Annotated in this window: 12 protein-coding genes; 2 read left to right on the top strand and 10 right to left on the bottom strand. The window is 52.2% G+C overall.

The window, feature by feature from the left end:
• Window positions 1–408: 408 nt before the first annotated feature.
• On the top strand, window positions 409–2,535 hold the full coding sequence (locus OXG87_04100; GenBank protein MCY3868714.1) for a DNA polymerase: 2,127 nt from the start codon (window positions 409–411) through the stop codon (window positions 2,533–2,535).
• 69 nt (window positions 2,536–2,604) lie between these two features.
• On the opposite strand, the gene OXG87_04095 is transcribed toward OXG87_04100, so the two are convergent.
• The 4 genes from OXG87_04095 to cyoE form a co-directional block, all read right to left on the bottom strand.
• Window positions 2,605–3,273, bottom strand: coding sequence for a hypothetical protein (locus OXG87_04095; protein MCY3868713.1), 669 nt, complete (start codon window positions 3,271–3,273; stop codon window positions 2,605–2,607).
• A 206-nt stretch (window positions 3,274–3,479) separates the two neighbouring features.
• Window positions 3,480–4,244, bottom strand: a complete 765-nt coding sequence (locus tag OXG87_04090) for an ABC transporter permease (protein ID MCY3868712.1) — start codon at window positions 4,242–4,244, stop codon at window positions 3,480–3,482.
• Window positions 4,245–4,249: 5 nt separating this feature from the next.
• Window positions 4,250–5,146, bottom strand: a complete 897-nt coding sequence (locus tag OXG87_04085) for an ATP-binding cassette domain-containing protein (GenBank protein ID MCY3868711.1) — start codon at window positions 5,144–5,146, stop codon at window positions 4,250–4,252.
• Window positions 5,147–5,252: 106 nt separating this feature from the next.
• Window positions 5,253–6,134 carry a heme o synthase gene (gene cyoE, locus OXG87_04080; GenBank protein MCY3868710.1) on the bottom strand — a complete coding sequence of 294 codons (882 nt, stop codon included), beginning with the start codon at window positions 6,132–6,134 and terminating at the stop codon, window positions 5,253–5,255.
• Window positions 6,135–6,419: 285 nt separating this feature from the next.
• Here cyoE and OXG87_04075 point away from each other — a divergent pair, with 285 nt between their 5' ends.
• A complete protein-coding gene (locus OXG87_04075) occupies window positions 6,420–8,936 on the top strand; it encodes a glycoside hydrolase family 127 protein (GenBank protein ID MCY3868709.1) in 2,517 nt (838 codons plus the stop codon).
• 24 nt (window positions 8,937–8,960) lie between these two features.
• Here OXG87_04075 and OXG87_04070 read toward each other — a convergent pair whose 3' ends face one another.
• The 6 genes from OXG87_04070 to OXG87_04045 all read right to left on the bottom strand — a co-directional run bounded on the left by OXG87_04070 (window position 8,961) and on the right by OXG87_04045 (window position 18,023).
• Window positions 8,961–10,919 (bottom strand): hypothetical protein, encoded by a 1,959-nt coding sequence (locus OXG87_04070; GenBank protein MCY3868708.1) that lies wholly within the window; start codon window positions 10,917–10,919, stop codon window positions 8,961–8,963.
• Between the two features lie 9 nt (window positions 10,920–10,928).
• Entirely contained in the window at window positions 10,929–12,365 is a 1,437-nt protein-coding gene (locus OXG87_04065) for an MFS transporter (protein MCY3868707.1), read from the bottom strand.
• Between the two features lie 16 nt (window positions 12,366–12,381).
• Window positions 12,382–13,824, bottom strand: coding sequence for a sulfatase (locus OXG87_04060; GenBank protein ID MCY3868706.1), 1,443 nt, complete (start codon window positions 13,822–13,824; stop codon window positions 12,382–12,384).
• Between the two features lie 18 nt (window positions 13,825–13,842).
• Window positions 13,843–14,874 carry a phosphotriesterase gene (locus OXG87_04055; GenBank protein ID MCY3868705.1) on the bottom strand — a complete coding sequence of 344 codons (1,032 nt, stop codon included), beginning with the start codon at window positions 14,872–14,874 and terminating at the stop codon, window positions 13,843–13,845.
• A gap of 6 nt (window positions 14,875–14,880) precedes the next feature.
• Window positions 14,881–16,851 carry a hypothetical protein gene (locus OXG87_04050; GenBank protein ID MCY3868704.1) on the bottom strand — a complete coding sequence of 657 codons (1,971 nt, stop codon included), beginning with the start codon at window positions 16,849–16,851 and terminating at the stop codon, window positions 14,881–14,883.
• Window positions 16,852–16,967: 116 nt separating this feature from the next.
• The gene (locus tag OXG87_04045; protein MCY3868703.1) at window positions 16,968–18,023 is read right to left on the bottom strand and encodes a PorV/PorQ family protein; all 1,056 of its coding nucleotides are present in this window, start codon (window positions 18,021–18,023) and stop codon (window positions 16,968–16,970) included.
• Between the last annotated feature and the right edge of the window lie 9 nt (window positions 18,024–18,032).

Below are 18,032 nucleotides of genomic sequence, written 5' to 3'. Positions count from 1 at the left end.
CACATAGCCTTTGTCTTCCATGATTTGCAGGAGTGTGCGAATGGTTGATCCTTCTAACCGGTTGGGTAATTTTGCTTGGATCACCTCGACGGTTGCTTCTTTCTGTTGCCAGAGTACCTGTATGAGTTCCATTTCACGGGTGGTCAATCCCTCTTGTCGCAGTCTTGCCATTTTTAGCTCCTTTTTATTTTTCTGAATGATACGATGCGAAATAATTAGCATATCAGTTATGGAAAAATATCCTATTAAAAATTCGTTGTCAAGTCCAAATAGCGAAATAATTAGCATCAAGGCGCAGGAGGTATGCTTTCGCGGTTTGCGAACCCATCACATTGCAGAGCGGGTAAAAATTGGCTATATTTTAACAGGTTGCTTTCCCCTTCTCCCGCAACTAATTGGAGTAATACAATGGCTTATCTCCCCGGTGTTCTCGCTGCCGAACTCGTCGGCGGGAATCAGATGGCGCTTTACACACGCGATAATCGCGACCTGCAACCCTTTTCCCCGTGGTTGCTCGTTGAAACTCCCGAAGAGTCCGCCCGGTCTGGCTTTTCAGGGGTTTCAGATTGCGTGCGTCTAAAAGGCGGCGGTGAATTTCGCGCGCGGATACACTTTAGCAACTGGTCTCATTTTCTCAACGCACGCGACCGCCTCGCCCAGGATGGCATTCCGCATTTTAATTTTAACAATCCCGTGCGGCAGCATCTGACGCTTTCGGGCCAAACCCTCTTTCGAGGCATGCGCTACGGTGACCTCCACCGCTTGCAACTCGATATCGAGACCCTCACGCTCGATCCCTCGGCGCCCGATGCACAGATTATTCTCATTTCAGTTTCCGATTCACAGGGCTATGAGACTGTATTGAGTGCTACGGATATGAGTGAGGCAGACCTGCTTCGCAACCTCAACAAAGTGATCGGCGCGCGCAACCCCGATACGATTGAGGGCCACAATATTTTTGAATTTGACTTGCCCTATCTCGTCGCTCGCGCTCAACACTATGGCATTTCCCTTACATGGGGGCGAGACGGATCGGCATTGCGCGCGGGGCATGGACAGCGCGTCTTCAAAGTTGGGGCACAAATCCCGGGCTTTCGTCCGGCTTATATCTACGGGCGACATATTATCGATACCTTGCAACAAGTACAGCGTTATGATACCGGGGGCAAGCTGGAGCGCTATGGCCTCAAGCAAGTTATCCACGCATTCGGTCTCGAGCGGGCAGGGCGTACGTTTGTCGATGGGGAAGAAATTGCCCACACATGGCGCACCGATCCGCAACGCCTTATCGACTACGCGCTCGACGATGTGCGCGATGTCAAAGCGCTCAGCGAGGTGGTCGTTCCCACTGAATTTTATCAGACGCAGATTTTGCCATACAGCTTTCAAGATGCTGCACTCAGCGGACCGGGCGAGAAAATCAACGCCCTTATGGTTGGGCTTTATCTGCGGCGCAATCTCGCCATTCCCAAACCGCGACCCTCAAAGGGATTTAGCGGTGGTTATACGCGACTCGTGGCTTCGGGCATTTTTAAGCGCGTGGTCAAAGCCGATGTCGAAAGTCTTTATCCATCGATTATGCTAACTCAACAGATCCGGCCAGCGACCGATACTGAACATGCTTTTTTGCCCATGCTCGAACACCTCACACAGCGACGCCTTGAGGCCAAGACCAATTTTCAAAGCGCACGTGACGAAACCGATCGCGCATACTGGAATGGGTTGCAGGGTAGCTACAAAATTCTCATCAATTCTTTTTACGGATATCTGGGGTACGGACGCGCGTGTTTTAACGACTACCAGGCCGCAGAAAAAATTACTGTAATTGGACAGCAAATCGCCCGCCAACTCGTGGATGAGTTGCGCGATGCCGGTGGAGAAATTATCGAAGTGGATACCGATGGGGCTTATTTTGTCGCGCCACCGCATGTCAGGACAGAGGCCGATGAAAAACAACTGATTGAGGAAATTTCAGCTACCTTGCCCCATGGCATTCATCTTTCGCACGACGGTCGCTTTAAAGGGATGATCAGTCTCAAGGCAAAAAATTATATTCTCGTCGATTACGATGGCGGTGTATCGCTTGTGGGCAGCAGCCTGCGGAGCCGACGCGATGAACGCGTCTTTCGCCAATTTATAGCACGGATCGCCCCCTTGCTCGTGGATGGCGACATAGAAGCCGCTTCCAGCGCGTATCTATCTCTGGGGCGCAAGTTGCAAGGTGGCGAAATTGATCCCGAAGATTTTTGCCGGTTTGAGCGCATTACGAAAAAAACCTTTTCCAACCCGAATCTGAGCCGGCTCGCCACGGCTGCCAAAGGCTGTCGCATTGGAGAGCGGATCGCGGTTTACCAGTGCCAAGATGGCACCCTTTCCCGCACAGAATTTTTTACCCACGATGAAGATCGGGGCTATTTGTTGCGCCGATTGCGCGATATGGCCGAGCGTTTTCGCGTTCTATTTCCCGATGGCGAATTCCGCCGTCTGTTTCCCCTGATTCAACCCGTCGCACGCGATCAACTCTGCCTGTTCTAACTAAAAAAAGAGCAGGTTATTCCCTGCTCTTTAATCCAAAAATTATGTAATAGGCACTTGCGCTTTTGTTTACTGCCCGAGGTCCAGTAGCCGAGCCAGGCCGGACCCGGTTACGCGCCCTGTGCGGTCAGTTACGCGAACCCGTGTAACTACCACATTGCTCGTATCGCCCACGCCCTGTATCAAGTCTGCTACGCGCAGTTCAAAAATGTAATCTGCCGGTGCAGGCACGGGAAACTCGGGCGATGGTCCGTTGCTATTTTGCAATCCCACGCGCGGTCCCGAAATCTGTGTCCAAAAATACATCAGCGCGTCCTGGTCTGGGTCCGAACTGCCAGTGCCGTCTAAGATCACGCGCAGTTCATCGTGAAAACCCAATTCCCGATCTGGGCCAACAACAGCGATGGGGGGGGCTTGTGTTACGGCAATACGCACTCCCGAGGTCACCAATATATCAGATTGGCCGTCACCCAATTCTAAAAACAGCTCGTAAACGCCGGGTTCAATGGGTGCTTTCCATACAACTGTTACCGAATCTTGAAACAGGTCAATCAGCGTATCCGCACGGCTGGCAGAAAATTCTCCTCCGGTCGCAATCCAGCGAAAATCCAACTCATCATTGTCTGGATCATCTGTCACGATGGTAATTTGTACTTCCTGTCCACGCCCCACTGATGGATCAGGCCCCCGATCTGTGCGCAAATCCAGTAATTTGGGACCTTGCTGACGGTCGAGCAAGCTACAACCACCCAGACAGGATATACAGACACAGGTAAAAAATAATAGATGCGTTAGTTTCTGCATGACAAGACCATACGCCAGAGATTCATTTTGTCAATACAATATCCAACAATTAAATAAGGTTTCTGTTCCAGAAAATTGTGAAGGCCCGGCCACCCAATCCTTAATTCTCAATGAACTGCTACGCAGTTGTACACCGCTCCTTAATTTTTAATTCGACATACCTGCCACACGGCTGCGCTGAGGGTCAGGACTGCAAATGCCACGCTTATTATACCGCAAAACCACAAATGGGTATTTGCGCCGGATGTTGTGAGGTAAAGAGATTGGCGTAAGCCGTCCATACCGTAAGTCAATGGATTTATTGCCATCAGGTACGCCAGCCACCGCGACGCACCTTCCGCGGGGAAAAATGCGCCAGAAAGTGCCCACATGGGGAATAAAAGCAAATTCATTACCGCGTGGAATCCCGCAGTGGATGAAGCCTGCCAGGCTATTGCAAAGCCCAAAGCTGTGAGGGCAATGCCCAGTACAGCCAGGAAAATGAGGGTCATGCCCAAAGATGCAATGCTGATGGGTATATCCAAAAAGGCCAGAAATACCAGAAATATCAGGCTTTCCAAAAAGGCCAGGGTTCCTCCGCCCAAGACCTTGCCGAGCACTAATCCGGTCCGGGATACGGGCGCGACCAGCACCGATTGCATAAATCCTTCTCGCCGGTCTTCAATGACCGAGATAGTCGAAAAGATCGCTGTAAATAACACAATCAGCAACAATATTCCCGGATAAATATATTCCAGATATCCACTGGAAATACCCAGGGGTGCGAAAGACTTTTCAAAACCAGCGCCCAATAGCAACCAGAACACGAGAGGTTGGCCTATTGCACCGAATAATCGATTGCGATCTCGGGCAAAGCGCACCAGTTCGCGCCGCCAGAGCGACACCACGGGCAACCAGAAAGCCATTCGCACTACTGATCCTCCACTTGGAATCCGTGTCCCGTTCGCTGCACAAAAACATCCTCAAGTGTGGGCACGCTTAAAGTCATGGCTTGAACATTCTCTCGCAGAAGGGGATACAACTGTGCTAATAACTGCTGCCCGTCATCGCAGGGAATACGCACCTGCCCATCAATTATCTGGACATCGCGGCCCACAACTTTTTCGATTTGCAATTGCAGGCTTTTGGAATCGCGTGTCTCGAGGGTAATGACTTCGCACCCCACTGTGCGCTTCAATGCCTCGGGTGTACCTTCGGCAATTAGCCGTCCACGATCTAAAATGCCAATGCGGTCACAGCGCTCGGCCTCTTCCATAAAATGGGTTGTCAATACCAGTGTCGTGCCATAGGTCCGCCGCAAAATATCCAGATCATCCCAAAATCCTCGCCGCGCACCGGGATCAAGCCCTGTGCAGGGTTCATCAAATATCAATATTTTGGGGTGGTGCAGCAAACTTTTGCACAGTTCAACGCGTCGCTGTAAGCCGCCAGATAGTACTTCTACCCGATCTTTTGCGCGATCGGTGAGGGCCATCATGTCCAGTACTTCTTCGATGCGTTGGGAGAGCGAGCGGCCTTTCAAGCCGTAGAGGTGGCCTTGATGGCGCAAATTTTCCAATACGGTCAAACGGGTATCTAAGCTGGGATGCTGGAAAACCACCCCGATGCGTGCGCGCACAGCACCGGTAGCAGCGTTTTTGCCCAACAGGTGAATTGAACCGTGGTCGGGAGACAGCATGGTACACAACATGCGAAATAGGGTGGTCTTTCCCCCTCCATTGGGGCCTAAAAGACCGTACATTTCCCCGGCCATCACCTGTAATGTGATACTGTCTAAGGCCACATGCTCACCAAATTTGTGGCTCACATTTTCGACATCTATTGCTACTTGCAATTGGTTGCTTAACATAAAAAGAAAGGTGATAGGTCAGCCTATCACCTCCTGTATCTTCTGAATTGGATGCACACTTGTCTCACGCGATTTTGTCCAACATCATTACTGTCCACAATACGGGCAGATATATGAGCGTCGCTCGCATCAGGCGACGCGCTAACACATCTGTACGCGACTGCGCAAAGGTTAAACTGGCGTACAACAGGCCCAGGCCGAGCAAAACGGCAACGCCAAAATACGCGACACCAGCCATGCCCAATAGCGCTGGTATCAGGCTGCACGACAACAAGACCAGAGTATAAAGTACTACCTGATGGGCGGTTCTATGGCCTTGCGGGTCTTCTATGGGTAGCATGCGAAATCCGCCTCGTGCGTAATCTTCTCGATAAAGCCAGGCAATGGACAAAAAATGGGGGAATTGCCACAAAAACAAAATGCCAAATAGAGCCAGCGCTTCGCCACTCAAAACACCTGTTGCCGCGGTCCATCCACCTACTGGCGGCAATGCGCCTGCGATGGCACCAATAGATGTATTGTGCGGTGTTTTGGGCTTTAAGGGCGTATAGAGGAGCAAATATACCACTACGGTTAATAATCCCACCAGTGCGGTCAAAATATTGACCAGCACCCCCAGATAGAGAATGCCCATACCACTCAAAATTAGCCCGAAGCAAAAGGCCAGCTCTGGCGCAATGCGTCCCGCAGGCAGTGGTCGGTCAGCCGTGCGTCCCATTCTCGCATCGCGCTCGCGCTCCATAAACTGGTTCAAAACACCCGTGCCAGATGTAGTCAAAAAAGTGGCGAATAGCACATGGAAGATGTGAATCGGATCGGGAACATATCCCATGCCGAGCACATATCCCACAGAAGTGCTAAACACGACCATTAGCCCAATCCGAAATTTAATTAAAACAAATAAGTCGTTCACAAATGTTTTTGCATGTACCAGTTCGGCGTTCATAAAGGATATTCTTAAAAAAAGGGTTTGATCAAAAGCACCACTTATTTTTCGAAGTCTTAACAATACCAGCTTTTGGGCTATGAGTCAAGTACAAGAAAGATTTGCGTTTGCGCATTGCCAACTTGCATAGAAGAAAGTGCGTTGTTAGAGAAAAAAAGACAAAAGTGTAGATTATAAAACCAGATATGGACTTGCCAAAATGCAGTGCGTAAAATGTTGGCTTTTTTTGAGAAGCTGTTTTAAAATACCCGGTGTGTTCACAAGCGCGATAAGGAAGAGGAAGATATGCAACGTCTAATATTGACTGTCCAGGAAGAGAGCGGAATCGAACGCCACGCCTGGCCTGTGACCCGGGGCGTACCTCTGCCACAAGGGGCTGTAGCCGAATGCGCCGATTTGTGGTTGGAGGATGCTCAGGGACGGGCTGTAGATCTGCAAAGTCGTCCACTGAGCCATTGGCCCGACGGCAGTATCAAGTGGGTCCTGGTCGATTTTCAAGCCGATGTGGTCGGATCGGCGATTTACCACTTGTGTTATGCAGGAGAAGCCCCTCGCGCTGCTCCGGCGAATCGACTGCAAATAAGCGAGAGCGACGAGCGCCTTGTCGTGTGTACCGGCCCCTTGCGCTTTGCCGTGAGTCGGCAGCGCTATGGCCTGGTACACGCGGTGTCATTGGGGCGGCAGGAGGCCGATGGCTTTGTCGAAGAAGTCGCTGTGAGTTCGCAGGGCGGCGACAGTTGGGCCGATATTTGCGAGGCTTTTGAAAGTGGGGAGACTCAGCGGCGGATCTACGGTATGGGCGGGATGTGCCGGGCATCGCTGGGGGAAAGCGCTTACCGGGTCCAGGTGGAAGAATCCGGGCCTCTGCGGGCGGTGATTCGCTGTGAAGGCGCCCTGGAATCCGAGGCGCCCATGCACCACTACGTCGGCTATCAACCCTTCCGTTTTGTGACGCGTATCTACGCCTTTGCCGGTCACGCCTTTTTGCGGGTCCTGCACACCGTCGTGGTGGCCTGCGATCCAGATCAGACCGAATTGCGGGAACTGGCCGTGCGAATCCCGGTGGATTGGGCGGGAAAACGACGCTATCGGGTGGGGGGGAATCGGTGTATGGAAGGCGTTCTCGGTCGGGACGAAGGCCTGCTTTTGGCCCAGCGCCAGGATCGCCACTTCCGCCTGGAGCGGCGGCGCAGCGAGCGCTCAGAGAGGATAGCAGAAGGCGAACGGGCCGGTGGGTGGGCGGTGTTGGAGGGCGAAGAAGCCGGGGTCGGGGTGGCGTTGCGCTATATGGTCGAGGAATATCCCAAAGCCATAGGCGTGGATCAAGGGGGAATCGACGTGTTTTTGTGGAAAGATCCGGATGATGGACGACTGCATTTCAGGCGCTATGCCGAGGAGGTGGCGTGGCACGAGGGAGAAGGCGTGTACAGCGATGGCCTGGGCACGGCAAAAACCTCGGAATTTTTCATCGATTACTTCCAGCGCTATACCAGCGAAGAAGCCCCTCAACGGCTGACGGCTTTGCTCGATTGGCCACACGTCGCGGTTGATCCCGTCTGGATGGCTCACTGCCAGGTCACAGGTGGCTTTGCGGTCCGCGCGGTAGATGCCTTCCCGCACTCCGAGCGCATGATTGATGGCTTCCTCGATTGGATGGCGCGCAGCATTGAAGTCAACCGCTGGCACGGTTTTTTTGACTGGGGCGATGTGCTCGTGGCCTGGGAGGAATCGACCGGCGATTGGCGCTTCCGGGGCCGGTGGGGATGGTGCAACAGCGAGTGGGACCCGCGCCACGGGGTGTGGATCCAGTATTTGCGCAGCGGGGCAGGGCGCTGGTTCCGTCTCGGTGAGGCGATGACCCGGCACTCGATGGATGTCGATACCTGCCACTACCACCCGCTCAGGCCGTATCGGGTCGGCGGCTGTTTCCGACACAGCATCGACCACTTTGGCGACGAGCCTTGCGCTTCGCACACCTTTATCGACAACTGGATCGACTATTACTACTTGACGGGCGACCACCGTACATTGGAGGTGCTCGGAGAAGCTGGGGAATTTTTCCTGCGCTATCGCTGGAGCGAAGATCCCCGTTTCTCCTTTAGTTTGCGCAGCATTGCCAATACCTTGCGCGCTCTGCTGTATTTGTGGGAACTAACGGGCAAAACGCGTTTTAAACAGCGCGCCGAAGAAATTTTTCAGGTCATTGCCCGGGGGCAGAACGACGACGGCAGTTGGCACAAGCGCTTTCAGGTTTCCACTCCCGATAGGCTGCCGGACCAGGCACCCTACGGCATGGCCACCGAAGGCACGACCCTGGCTGTGGAAATGGGCACCGCAGCACCTTTTACTCCGGCTGAGCACAAAGCCCTGGGCGGGGCTTCTACCGCGGGTAAACAAGTGCTGTCCTACGCCGACCAAAAGGGGTATCAGACCCACTATTTAATGATCGGCATCGAATTGCTGCACCGACTGACAGGCAGGACCGATGTGGCCGAATGCTATCTGCGGGCTGTGGATTGGTTTTGCGGTGGGCCTGGGGTTTTCGATCCAGAAATGGCATGGAAGCAGCGCTACGGCGGGGTGCTGTGCCGCCACCTGAGCTATGCGTACAGGCTGACAGGCGAGCGGGGCTATTTGGAGGTGGGTCAGCACCTGCTGCGCCGCCTGGCTGAATCGCAGGATTGGAGCGACGATCCCAAAAGGCGCGGCGCAGTGGGACTGAGCCCCATGTACTTGAGCCTGCTGTTTTTCGGCGTGCCCCATTTGTTGGGTGCCCTGCAAGACGCGGGGATGGACGAGTGATTGTAGGGCGCATCGGAGCATTCTCTAAAAATTATGCACATTATGTCCCTGCAGGGGGAACCAGAACCAATCTATGATAAATACCAGGCCCGTGCTCACCGCCTGTGCTGCCAGCAAGCCGATGAAAAATGGTTTTCCCTTTTCGTACAATTGCACGCCACCCATTTTCATGACAACCGCTTTGATTGACCAGACAATAAAAATCGAAAAGACCGTCTTGCTCACGCCGTAATTCCCCTGCATAGCCAGGCCAATCGGGTGCAGGGGCCACCACGGTACCCAGTAGCGAACGGTCGTCAAAATCGCCATCAGTCCCATCCCGATAAATGCCCACATGACCCTGCCATTGCCGCCGGGTGCCAGGGGGTTTCGTATTTCTGTAATCACAAAATCAAATGCCACGGGTCCCGTCTTCTTCATCCCCATATTACCCAGGTTATAGGCTCCGTATTCATAACTCAAATACAGCGTATCCACTATTGAGATGGTGAAGCCCAGTGCGAGTGCCAGCCACAGCACTGGTGTAATTCGCCGTGGACTGACGACCTTATCCACGGCTTTTACCGCCTGGGTGAACGGCGGCATCAAAAATCCCTTCCCAATATCGGGCCACTGATTAAATACATGCATAAACCCGAGTACCACCACGCCGGAAAGCCCTACCATATTTGAACCAAATGCCTGCACCACAGCATCGTGGGGCTGAATGCGATAGTACACATAGACCAATCCCAGCTCTGCAATGGCGCGGGCAAGGCCCAGGAATAACAACATCGCCAAAATGAGAAAGCAAAATACCACCCACAAGGGCATGCCCGCCGTATATAGCCACGCCGAGACAAATGCAAATGCGCCCAATAAGCCGAATACTGCCATGCGATAGGACAATAATTCGCCGCTATCATCAACTTCGCAGTTGGGATATAGTGCCTTGCGTATCACGGCCTTCAAATGCGCGCGCGCCATCCACAATCCCCAGGCAGATAAGAAGATCAATGCGCCCATGCTCTGCCAGCCCAGAGCATCGCTTGTCCAGTGGTGGGTTGCCGCGCCGATTTGATAGCCAAAGATATTGAATACATATACCTGAAACGCCGTCAAAATAATGAAGAACCACACGCTGAACAGCACATCCAGGCGCGCAAAATACCCGAATCCAATGGCGTAAAAACTCAGGCGATTTACCATCCAGGGAAAGTCTGGAATCGGTTGCCACTGTGTTTGTTCAATGTCTATATGCGGAAATGCCGGGGTAAAATAAGACGCGATATTCCACAATTTCAAGAGCATGACCAGAGAAAATGCGATCCAGAACAGGGGAGAGCGAAATGTTTTTTCCAGTCCGCCGCCCTTTTCTGTCTCCGCCAGAGATTGTGCGACTTCGACAAGTGGATAAGCCAAACGCTCGTAATCCACCCATTGCTTTCGCAAAATTACGACCAGACAAAATACCCCAAAGCCCATTGCGCCGAAAAAGCACATCCACCAGAAAACGGGTACTGCCCACACGCGCCACGGGGGGGATCCGCCTCCGCCTTCAAAAAACCGCGTCATTTCACCAGTGGCATTTGAGGGTGCGAGCCAGGCGGGGATGGTGTTGTGTATAAAACCCCATCCATTTTCTACAGATGCAAAATAATAGGGGGCTGCCAGAACGCCGAAGAAGTGGCCCGTCAGCCCGTCGTAAGCCAGCGCGATTCCCACAAAGCCCGACCCCAGGACCACCAGCAATTCCGACCGCGAAAGCTCCCATCCCGCCCGCAAGTGGTTTAATGCCAGATTGAGTGTACACGCGATCAAAAACGGAAAGAAGAACGCCATGGGGAAATGGCTGCGGCTGATATTCGATCCCGACGTGTAGTACGGCATCCACTCATTCCACAGTACGCTTGCAGTGATCACCACTACCGATGCAATTACCGACCGCGTTGTCACCGCCCGCACGGGTGTTGTTTCCGAGAGTTGTTTGAATCGCTCTGCCATGATTTTCACTCAATTATTTCGTTTATCCAGATCTGCCTTAATCTCTTTGGCTTTTTCGTCGTCGATTTCATAAAATTTTAACAGGATCAATCCCGCCACGGCCAGGATCGCGGGCAATACGGCAAAGAGAAAGCGCATCCAGAACATCACGCCTGGATCTTGTGCCACACCTTTTGTAGCGTCAAATCCAATGATTGCCAGAATATATCCCTGCCCGAGCGCGAATGTGGTCGCCTGTGTCACTTTTTGAAACCAGCCCGTTGCCGCGCCGTACATGCCTTCGCGCCGAAAGCCGGTTTTCCATTCATCCCAGTCGCAGATATCGGCTTTCATCGACGTAATAATGAGCCAGAAGCCCATTTCGCCGATGCGGATAAAGGGCTGTACGATGAGTTGCAAATAGGGCATTGCTGGCGTATAGCAGAACCACTTCAAAATAGAACCGAGGAGAAGGGAGGAGATTGAAATACCAAGGGTTTTGATCTTTCCAATTCGAGAGGACAAATAGGTCAATACGGGAATGGCGGCGAAGGATACGATGGTTCCGATGAGAATAGCGTGTCCTTGTATCTCGGCTCCAAATTTTACATCTCCCTGGGCAACGTGATAGATGTTGACATAAGGTCCCAATGCCAGCGTGAAATTGCCACCAAAAATAGTTACGACCGTCAGGCTACTCAGGATGAGGAATGGTTTGGTCTTCAGGGTTGTTTTGATCGCCCAACCGACGGGTACTTTTTCCTGTTTAGCTGCCTGTTCTGAGTGGCCTTCGCGCACGAGAAAAACAGTGGGTAATAAAAATATAAAAATGACCAGGCCAACGCCAATGCCGACGTATTTGGCTCCCGTCATGGTGTCGCCAAAAATATCGAGTGTGCAAAAATAGAAGAGATAGCCCACGAGAATGGTGCTGATCTGCTGAAAAAACGAGCGGTACGCAAAGATATTTGTCCGCTCGTGATAGTTGTGGCTCAGTTCAAAGCCGAGACTGTTGTAGGATACTTGCAAAATGGTGACACAGGTGTAGAGGCCCAGACTGGCAAACATAAAATACGCATATAGTGCGTCTTGACTCAGTCCTTGGGGCACGTTCAAAATGAGTGCGTAGCCAATGGCCGTCAAAATAGCGCCCAGAAAGAGATAGGGTCTGCGCCGGCCCCAGCGAGATTTTGTGTTGTCCGAAAGCCATCCCATAAAGGGATCGGTAATCGCATCCCAGCCTCGGGAGAGCAACAGGACAGTGCCAACCTTAGATGGATGCATGCCCAGCGTAATATTAAAAATGGGGCCTGAGAGCTTTTTGATCGAATTGACACTTGTGTTCATCGGCAGGACGCCGACGCCATAAGCGATCTTTTCGAGCAATGGAATCGGCGGATAATCCCGCCCAATGGGTTCGCCCTCGCCCCAGGGTGCTGCTTTTTGATCTGTTTTACTTGTGGACACAAAGTTCTCCTATTTTTTATTTTTTTTGGGATTCACGATACTGTTTGTACTTTGCAGATGCTGGATTCACATGGGCGTACGCTTCCAATTCGGTTTCCATTCCACGGTCATTTTGCTGCGCCATCCACGCATCGAGTTCCGTCCGCATCTCTTTCATGATACCTGCGTATTGGGCGTCTCCAGATAAATTTTCCAACTCGTAGGGATCGTTTTCCAGGTCGTAAAATTCCACTGCCGGGCGATGCCGCAAGGCGTGTACCCGGGGCGCGAGTGCTGGATTTTTTTGGGCTGCTTCTGCCCATCCCATTTCGTCCATAAACCGCGTCACATTGCACTGAAACACACCTTCGTGATTGAGATTTGCGATGTATTTATATCTTCTGGAGCGCACCGAGCGAATCGGATAATCTGTCCCGTCTCGAACACCGCGATTGGTATAAGCGCCATATACGTAATCCCGGTGATGATTGCCATTTCCTGCGACGAGATGCCAAAAACTTTTTCCGTCAAATCCAGATCCTCCATCTGGCGCGCCTGCTTTGCCCGTATCGACTTGTGCGGGATCGCCGCCTGCGACTTGTAGGAGCGTTGGCAAAATATCCACATATTGCACGAGAGCATCGCAGGATGAACCCGCCTCAATTTTGCCCGGCCAGCGCATGATCAGCCCGGTGTGCAACCCGTTTTCATAACACGTCCACTTGCCGCCATAGGGGAATGCTGATCCCTGTTCCGTGGAGAAAACCACGAGTGTGTTATCCGATATGATTTGCAGACATCGGCCCAACTCGGCGTCCAGTGCGGTAATTTCGGCATAGTACGCCGCCAATCGTTTTCGCGTTTCCGGGGTGTCGATTAAATACGGTGGAATCGTCACTTTATCCGGATCGTACATGTCCTGCGGCCCTTTTGTATATGGCAGGTGGGGATTGCGAGATGCGACGATCAGACAATAGGGCTGTCCCGGTTCTCGATTGATGAATTCTTGAATAACCTGGATTGACGCATCGGAATCCAGCAATTCATTGGTTCTGGTTGTTTTCAATACCTCAAAGGGAAATGATTCGGATGGTCCGTAGTGTTGTTTTCCAATGATTCCAACGCGATAGCCCAGTGCTTTGAAATGATGCGCCATGCTCTTAACACCCGGATGCACAAATCCCCCCTGGGGATATGCGCCATTGCGTATTGGAAACATTCCGGTGTACAATTGCTGACGGGTGGGCGCGCAAATTGACGTGGAGGTAAAACAGCCATCAAAACGCATGCCTTCACGCGATAGGCGATCCAGATTTGGCGTTTGTACTTCTGCATTGCCATATACGCCGCAGTCTCGCCACGTCATATCGTCAGCCAAAAACAATACAATATTGGGACGATCATCTGTCTGTGCCCGAAGTATTGATGGCATTGCAACGGTCGCTACGGCAGTTTGTTTGATGAACTCGCGTCGGTTCATAATTATCTCCGGTTGTTGTCAGTAGTCAAAGTCATCTTGCTGTGCTTTGCGAATCCGAATGGCAAATGCTTCTTGAGGATTTTTTACGGTGATCTGGTGAATGTCTTCATCGGTAAAGTTCGCTTTTCGCATCAGTGGAATAAATTGGTCAAAAATGGCATTATAAGGCTTAAAAGGACGGTCGCCATATCCAAATGAATTTCCGTCGTGAGAAAGTAAAACCCGGGGCAAAACGCCAAATCTTCTCATATGGCGCAGTGCATCGAGATGGGGATTGAGGGTTTCGTCGCGGATGCTATCTAGCCCGATCCACGCACCTGCTTGCGCAACGGGGGTCAGGTCGGCGGGATCTTTGACGCGTTGTGCGTGTGCCCAGATCCACGCCTCGGGATGGACGCCCATTTCTTCGAGCAGCGCAACCTGCTCAACAGCCGCATCCGTGCTGCCACTTGTGTGCGAGACAATTGTCAGACCCGTTTTGAGATGGGTTTTGCCCGCCGCCAAAATGAGTTTTTTGTCTATGTCAGAGGGCATGCCGGGGTCAACGCCAATTTTGATAAATCCCGGGCGAATATCTGTCCCGTCAATCCCGTTTTCCCACTCATCAATCCAGCGTTGGGCAATTTGATCAACTGTTTCTTCAAAGGCGTGTGCTGGCACGTAGCGATCGTGCGCTGCGCCAAAATATCCGGTATTGGTCAGTATTTGCATCCCGGTTTCTCGTGAGATGCGCCGGAGCAAATCCACGCGCCGTCCAAAATAAGCCCCCGTACATTCACAAATGGTTTGCACGCCAAATACTTTTAACATTTTGAGATAGGGGATAACCCTGGCGAATAATTTTTCTTCGTCGTATTGCGCCACTTTGACTGGCTGTCCGCCGAAAATAGACATGATGTGTTCGTGGGGGAGGGTGAGCCCCATCTGCTCGGGTGTTATCGGCCCGGTTACAGTCATCACCTGTGGTTTTGATGCAAAAGCCGACGGGGCAATTGCCAGCACACCCGCAGTTGCGAGGCTTTGTTGTATAAATGTTCTTCGGGTAATCATTGCGCTCTAAAAGTTGTGTACATTGTGTCCCTGCAGGGGGAACCAGATGCAATCTATGACAAATACCAATCCCGTGCTGAATGCTTGCGCTGCCAGCAGGCCGATGAAAAACGGTTTTCCTTTTTCGTATAGCTGCGCACCGCCCATCTTCATCACGACAACTTTGATTGACCATACAATAAATACCGAGAATACGGTTTTACTCACACCGTAGTTCCCTTGCATGGCCAGCCCAATTGGATGCAACGGCCAGGCGGGGATCCAGTAACGGATTAGAGTCAAAATCGCCATCGCACTGGCACCAACTCCCGCCCACATCACGCGGCCATCACCTCCGAGTCCCAGGGGATTACGGATCGCGTTCATCGCAAAATCAAATGCCCGCGGACCAACGTGCTTGAGGCCCATATTTCCCAGATTATAAGCCCCGTATTCATAACTCAAGTAGAGCGTGTTGACAATCGAAATCACAAAGCCCACGGCGAGCGATGCCCAGATCACGCCTGTAATTCGCCGGGGTGTTACGGTCTTATCTACGGCCTTAACCGCCTGGGAAAACGACGGCATCAAAAAGCCTTTGCCGATGTCGGGAAAAAAATTGAACACCCGCATAAATGCCAGCGCGGTGATGCTCGAAACCCCCATGATCGATGCCGATCCAAATGCCTGCACGACCGCGTCATTTGGCTCTAACCGATAATAGGCATAGACCAGCCCCAGCTCAGAAACAGCGCGTGCCAGGCCCAAGAATAACAACATTGCCAGAATTAGAAATACTATCGCAACCCACAACGCCATGCCGGTTGCGACCAGCCAGCACGTTGCAAACACGAGCGAGAGTACGAGGCCAAATACAGCTGTGCGATACGACAATAACTCTCCGCGATCATCTATTTCACAACTCGGGTCCCAGGCTTTGCGCCATACGGCCTTCAAATGTGCGCGCGCCATCCACAAGCCCCACACTGCAAGGAAAATGAGTGCGCCCATGCTCTGCCAGTTTAATAATTCATTTTGCCAGTGCAGACTGGATGAACCGAGAGGGTATCCAAAAATATTCGAGGCATAGATCTGAAATGCCGTCAAGACGATAAAAAACCACACGCTGAACAATACATCTAATCGTGCAAAATAGCCAAAACCTATGGCGTAAAAACTGAGGCGAAAGGGCAATGCGGGAAAATCGGGAAAAGCCCGCCAGTTCATTCCCTCAATAGAAATATGCGGAAAAGCCGGCGAAAAGTAAGATCCGATATTCCACAGCTTTAACGCCATTACCAGGCCAAATGCGATCCAGAACAACGGGGACCGGAGCATTTTTTCCAGCGTGCCACCCGGCTCAGTCTCGGTCAGCAGGGTTCCCACTTCTACAAGCGGATATGCCAACCGCTCGTAATCCACCCATTGCTTTCGCAAAATCACCACCACGCTGAATGCCGCAAACCCCATCGCGCCCAAAAAACACATCCACCAGAATATCGGTGCGACCCATACGCGCCAGGGGAATGTTCCCTTTCCGCCCTCGTAAAACCGCGTCATCTCTCCGCCCGCATTGGTCGGCACCTGCCAGTGCGGGATATGTTCGAGTAAGTACGTCGTCCAGCCGTTTTCCGTTGAGGCAAAATAATAGGGCGCAGCTACCACGCCGATCAGATGCCCACTGATCCCGTCGTAAGACACCGAGATGCCGACCAGTCCAGAAGCCAGGACCACCAGCAATTCCGACCGCGTCAACGCCCAGGTTGAACGCCGATGATTTGCCAGCAAATTGCATATACACAATATCAAAAAGGGATAAAAGAGTGCTACGGGAAAATGGCTGCGGCTGATATTGGATCCCGATGTGTAATACGGCATCCATTCATTCCACAGCACACTGACCAGGATCATGGCGACCGACGCAGCAGCGGTTCGATAGGTGCGCAAACCCCTGCCGAGCGGCTTTTGTATCTGTATGTTTTGTGCGGATTCGGCCATGGTAGGGGTCAGGGAATGGTAGGGGTCAGGGATTAGCCTGTGGGCTTTACATAAAAAAGGGAGCCGGTCAAAAACAGGCTCCCTTTTCAAAATGGCGGGGAATACATCGCAATAGTCTAAAAGCCCGCCTGAAGCGTCAAGCGGTTGACACCGTCAAATACGCCAAAATCGGTGTACGCATAATCCACGCGCAAAGCGAGGCTGCCCAGATCGCGGCCAAAGCCGACGCCCAGAGATATGCCCTGTTCATCGGTTGGCGTTATATATCCGGCGCGCAAAGATAGGGTTTTCATAATCGTATAATCCACCCCGACCTTGACTTGCTCGGAAAAGTCGCGCGGGCGCTCGGTGTCCACCGATAGAATTATGGAATGGGTATCCTTATCCATATCCGTGAGATCGATCAAATCCATCGCCAACCCCATGCGGAATGTCAGCGGCAATTCAAAACTCTCCTCGCTATACTTGTTTTCCTGAGAGAAGTTTCGCGTGTTCAGCGCCAGTGTCAGGCTCTTATATCCCGTCCAGTAGAGTACGCCAAAATCGACAATGGTCGAGCGCTCGCTAAAAGATTTATTTACAGGCGATGCGCCTTCAAGGCCCACGGGAACATCGCCGAACGATTGCTTGGCGATGCGTATATTGCCACCCACTGAAAAACGGTCGGTAATAGCGCGGGCATAACCGAGTCCGATTGCCCAGGCAGATGGGCTATACGTGCCCACATCGAGGAATCCCTTTTCGTTGTCTGCGCGAATGGTGCGTTCAAAATCGCCGTAATCGACGGCAACCATTGACAACCCGAAAACGCCCCAATCCGTATTCAATGCGACACTGCCCATGTTGTAGGTCACATCTGCGATCCACTGGATCTGCCCGGCAGAGAGTTGAAACTTGCGGGTGGCATACGCCATTGATGCGGGATTGTAAAACATCGCCGATGACCCCACCCTCAATGCGGAATACGCATCGCCCATGGCGGCGGCGCGCGCATCGGGCGATACGCTCAAAAACTTAAAGCCCGCTTGTGCGCGGCGTTCGCGCGGGAGATCCTGTCCCGGTTCGGGCACGGGAAGGTCGTCTGGATCTGTCGTATCCACAGGGTCCTGTGCGTAGAGCGGCGTCAGACACATCAGACTTAGCGCGACATAAGTAAGAAATTTTCTGGTCATTGAATTACT

The sequence above is a fragment of the Gemmatimonadota bacterium genome, from assembly GCA_026706845.1.
Lineage (GTDB): Bacteria > Latescibacterota > UBA2968 > UBA2968 > UBA2968 > VXRD01.
The sequence above is the reverse complement of the archived record's forward strand: the minus strand, read 5'-3'. Positions and strand labels throughout refer to the sequence as shown.

What these genes read in the sequence shown, in the direction of transcription:
- OXG87_04100 (MCY3868714.1), top strand. Translation starts at nt 409, where the DNA reads ATGGCTTATCTCCCCGGTGTTCTCGCTGCCGAACTCGTCGGCGGGAAT.
- OXG87_04090 (MCY3868712.1), bottom strand. Translation starts at nt 4,244, where the DNA reads ATGGCTTTCTGGTTGCCCGTGGTGTCGCTCTGGCGGCGCGAACTGGTG.
- cyoE (MCY3868710.1), bottom strand. Translation starts at nt 6,134, where the DNA reads ATGAACGCCGAACTGGTACATGCAAAAACATTTGTGAACGACTTATTT.
- OXG87_04075 (MCY3868709.1), top strand. Translation starts at nt 6,420, where the DNA reads ATGCAACGTCTAATATTGACTGTCCAGGAAGAGAGCGGAATCGAACGC.
- OXG87_04070 (MCY3868708.1), bottom strand. Translation starts at nt 10,919, where the DNA reads ATGGCAGAGCGATTCAAACAACTCTCGGAAACAACACCCGTGCGGGCG.
- OXG87_04060 (MCY3868706.1), bottom strand. Translation starts at nt 13,824, where the DNA reads ATGAACCGACGCGAGTTCATCAAACAAACTGCCGTAGCGACCGTTGCA.
- OXG87_04055 (MCY3868705.1), bottom strand. Translation starts at nt 14,874, where the DNA reads ATGATTACCCGAAGAACATTTATACAACAAAGCCTCGCAACTGCGGGT.
- OXG87_04050 (MCY3868704.1), bottom strand. Translation starts at nt 16,851, where the DNA reads ATGGCCGAATCCGCACAAAACATACAGATACAAAAGCCGCTCGGCAGG.
- OXG87_04045 (MCY3868703.1), bottom strand. Translation starts at nt 18,023, where the DNA reads ATGACCAGAAAATTTCTTACTTATGTCGCGCTAAGTCTGATGTGTCTG.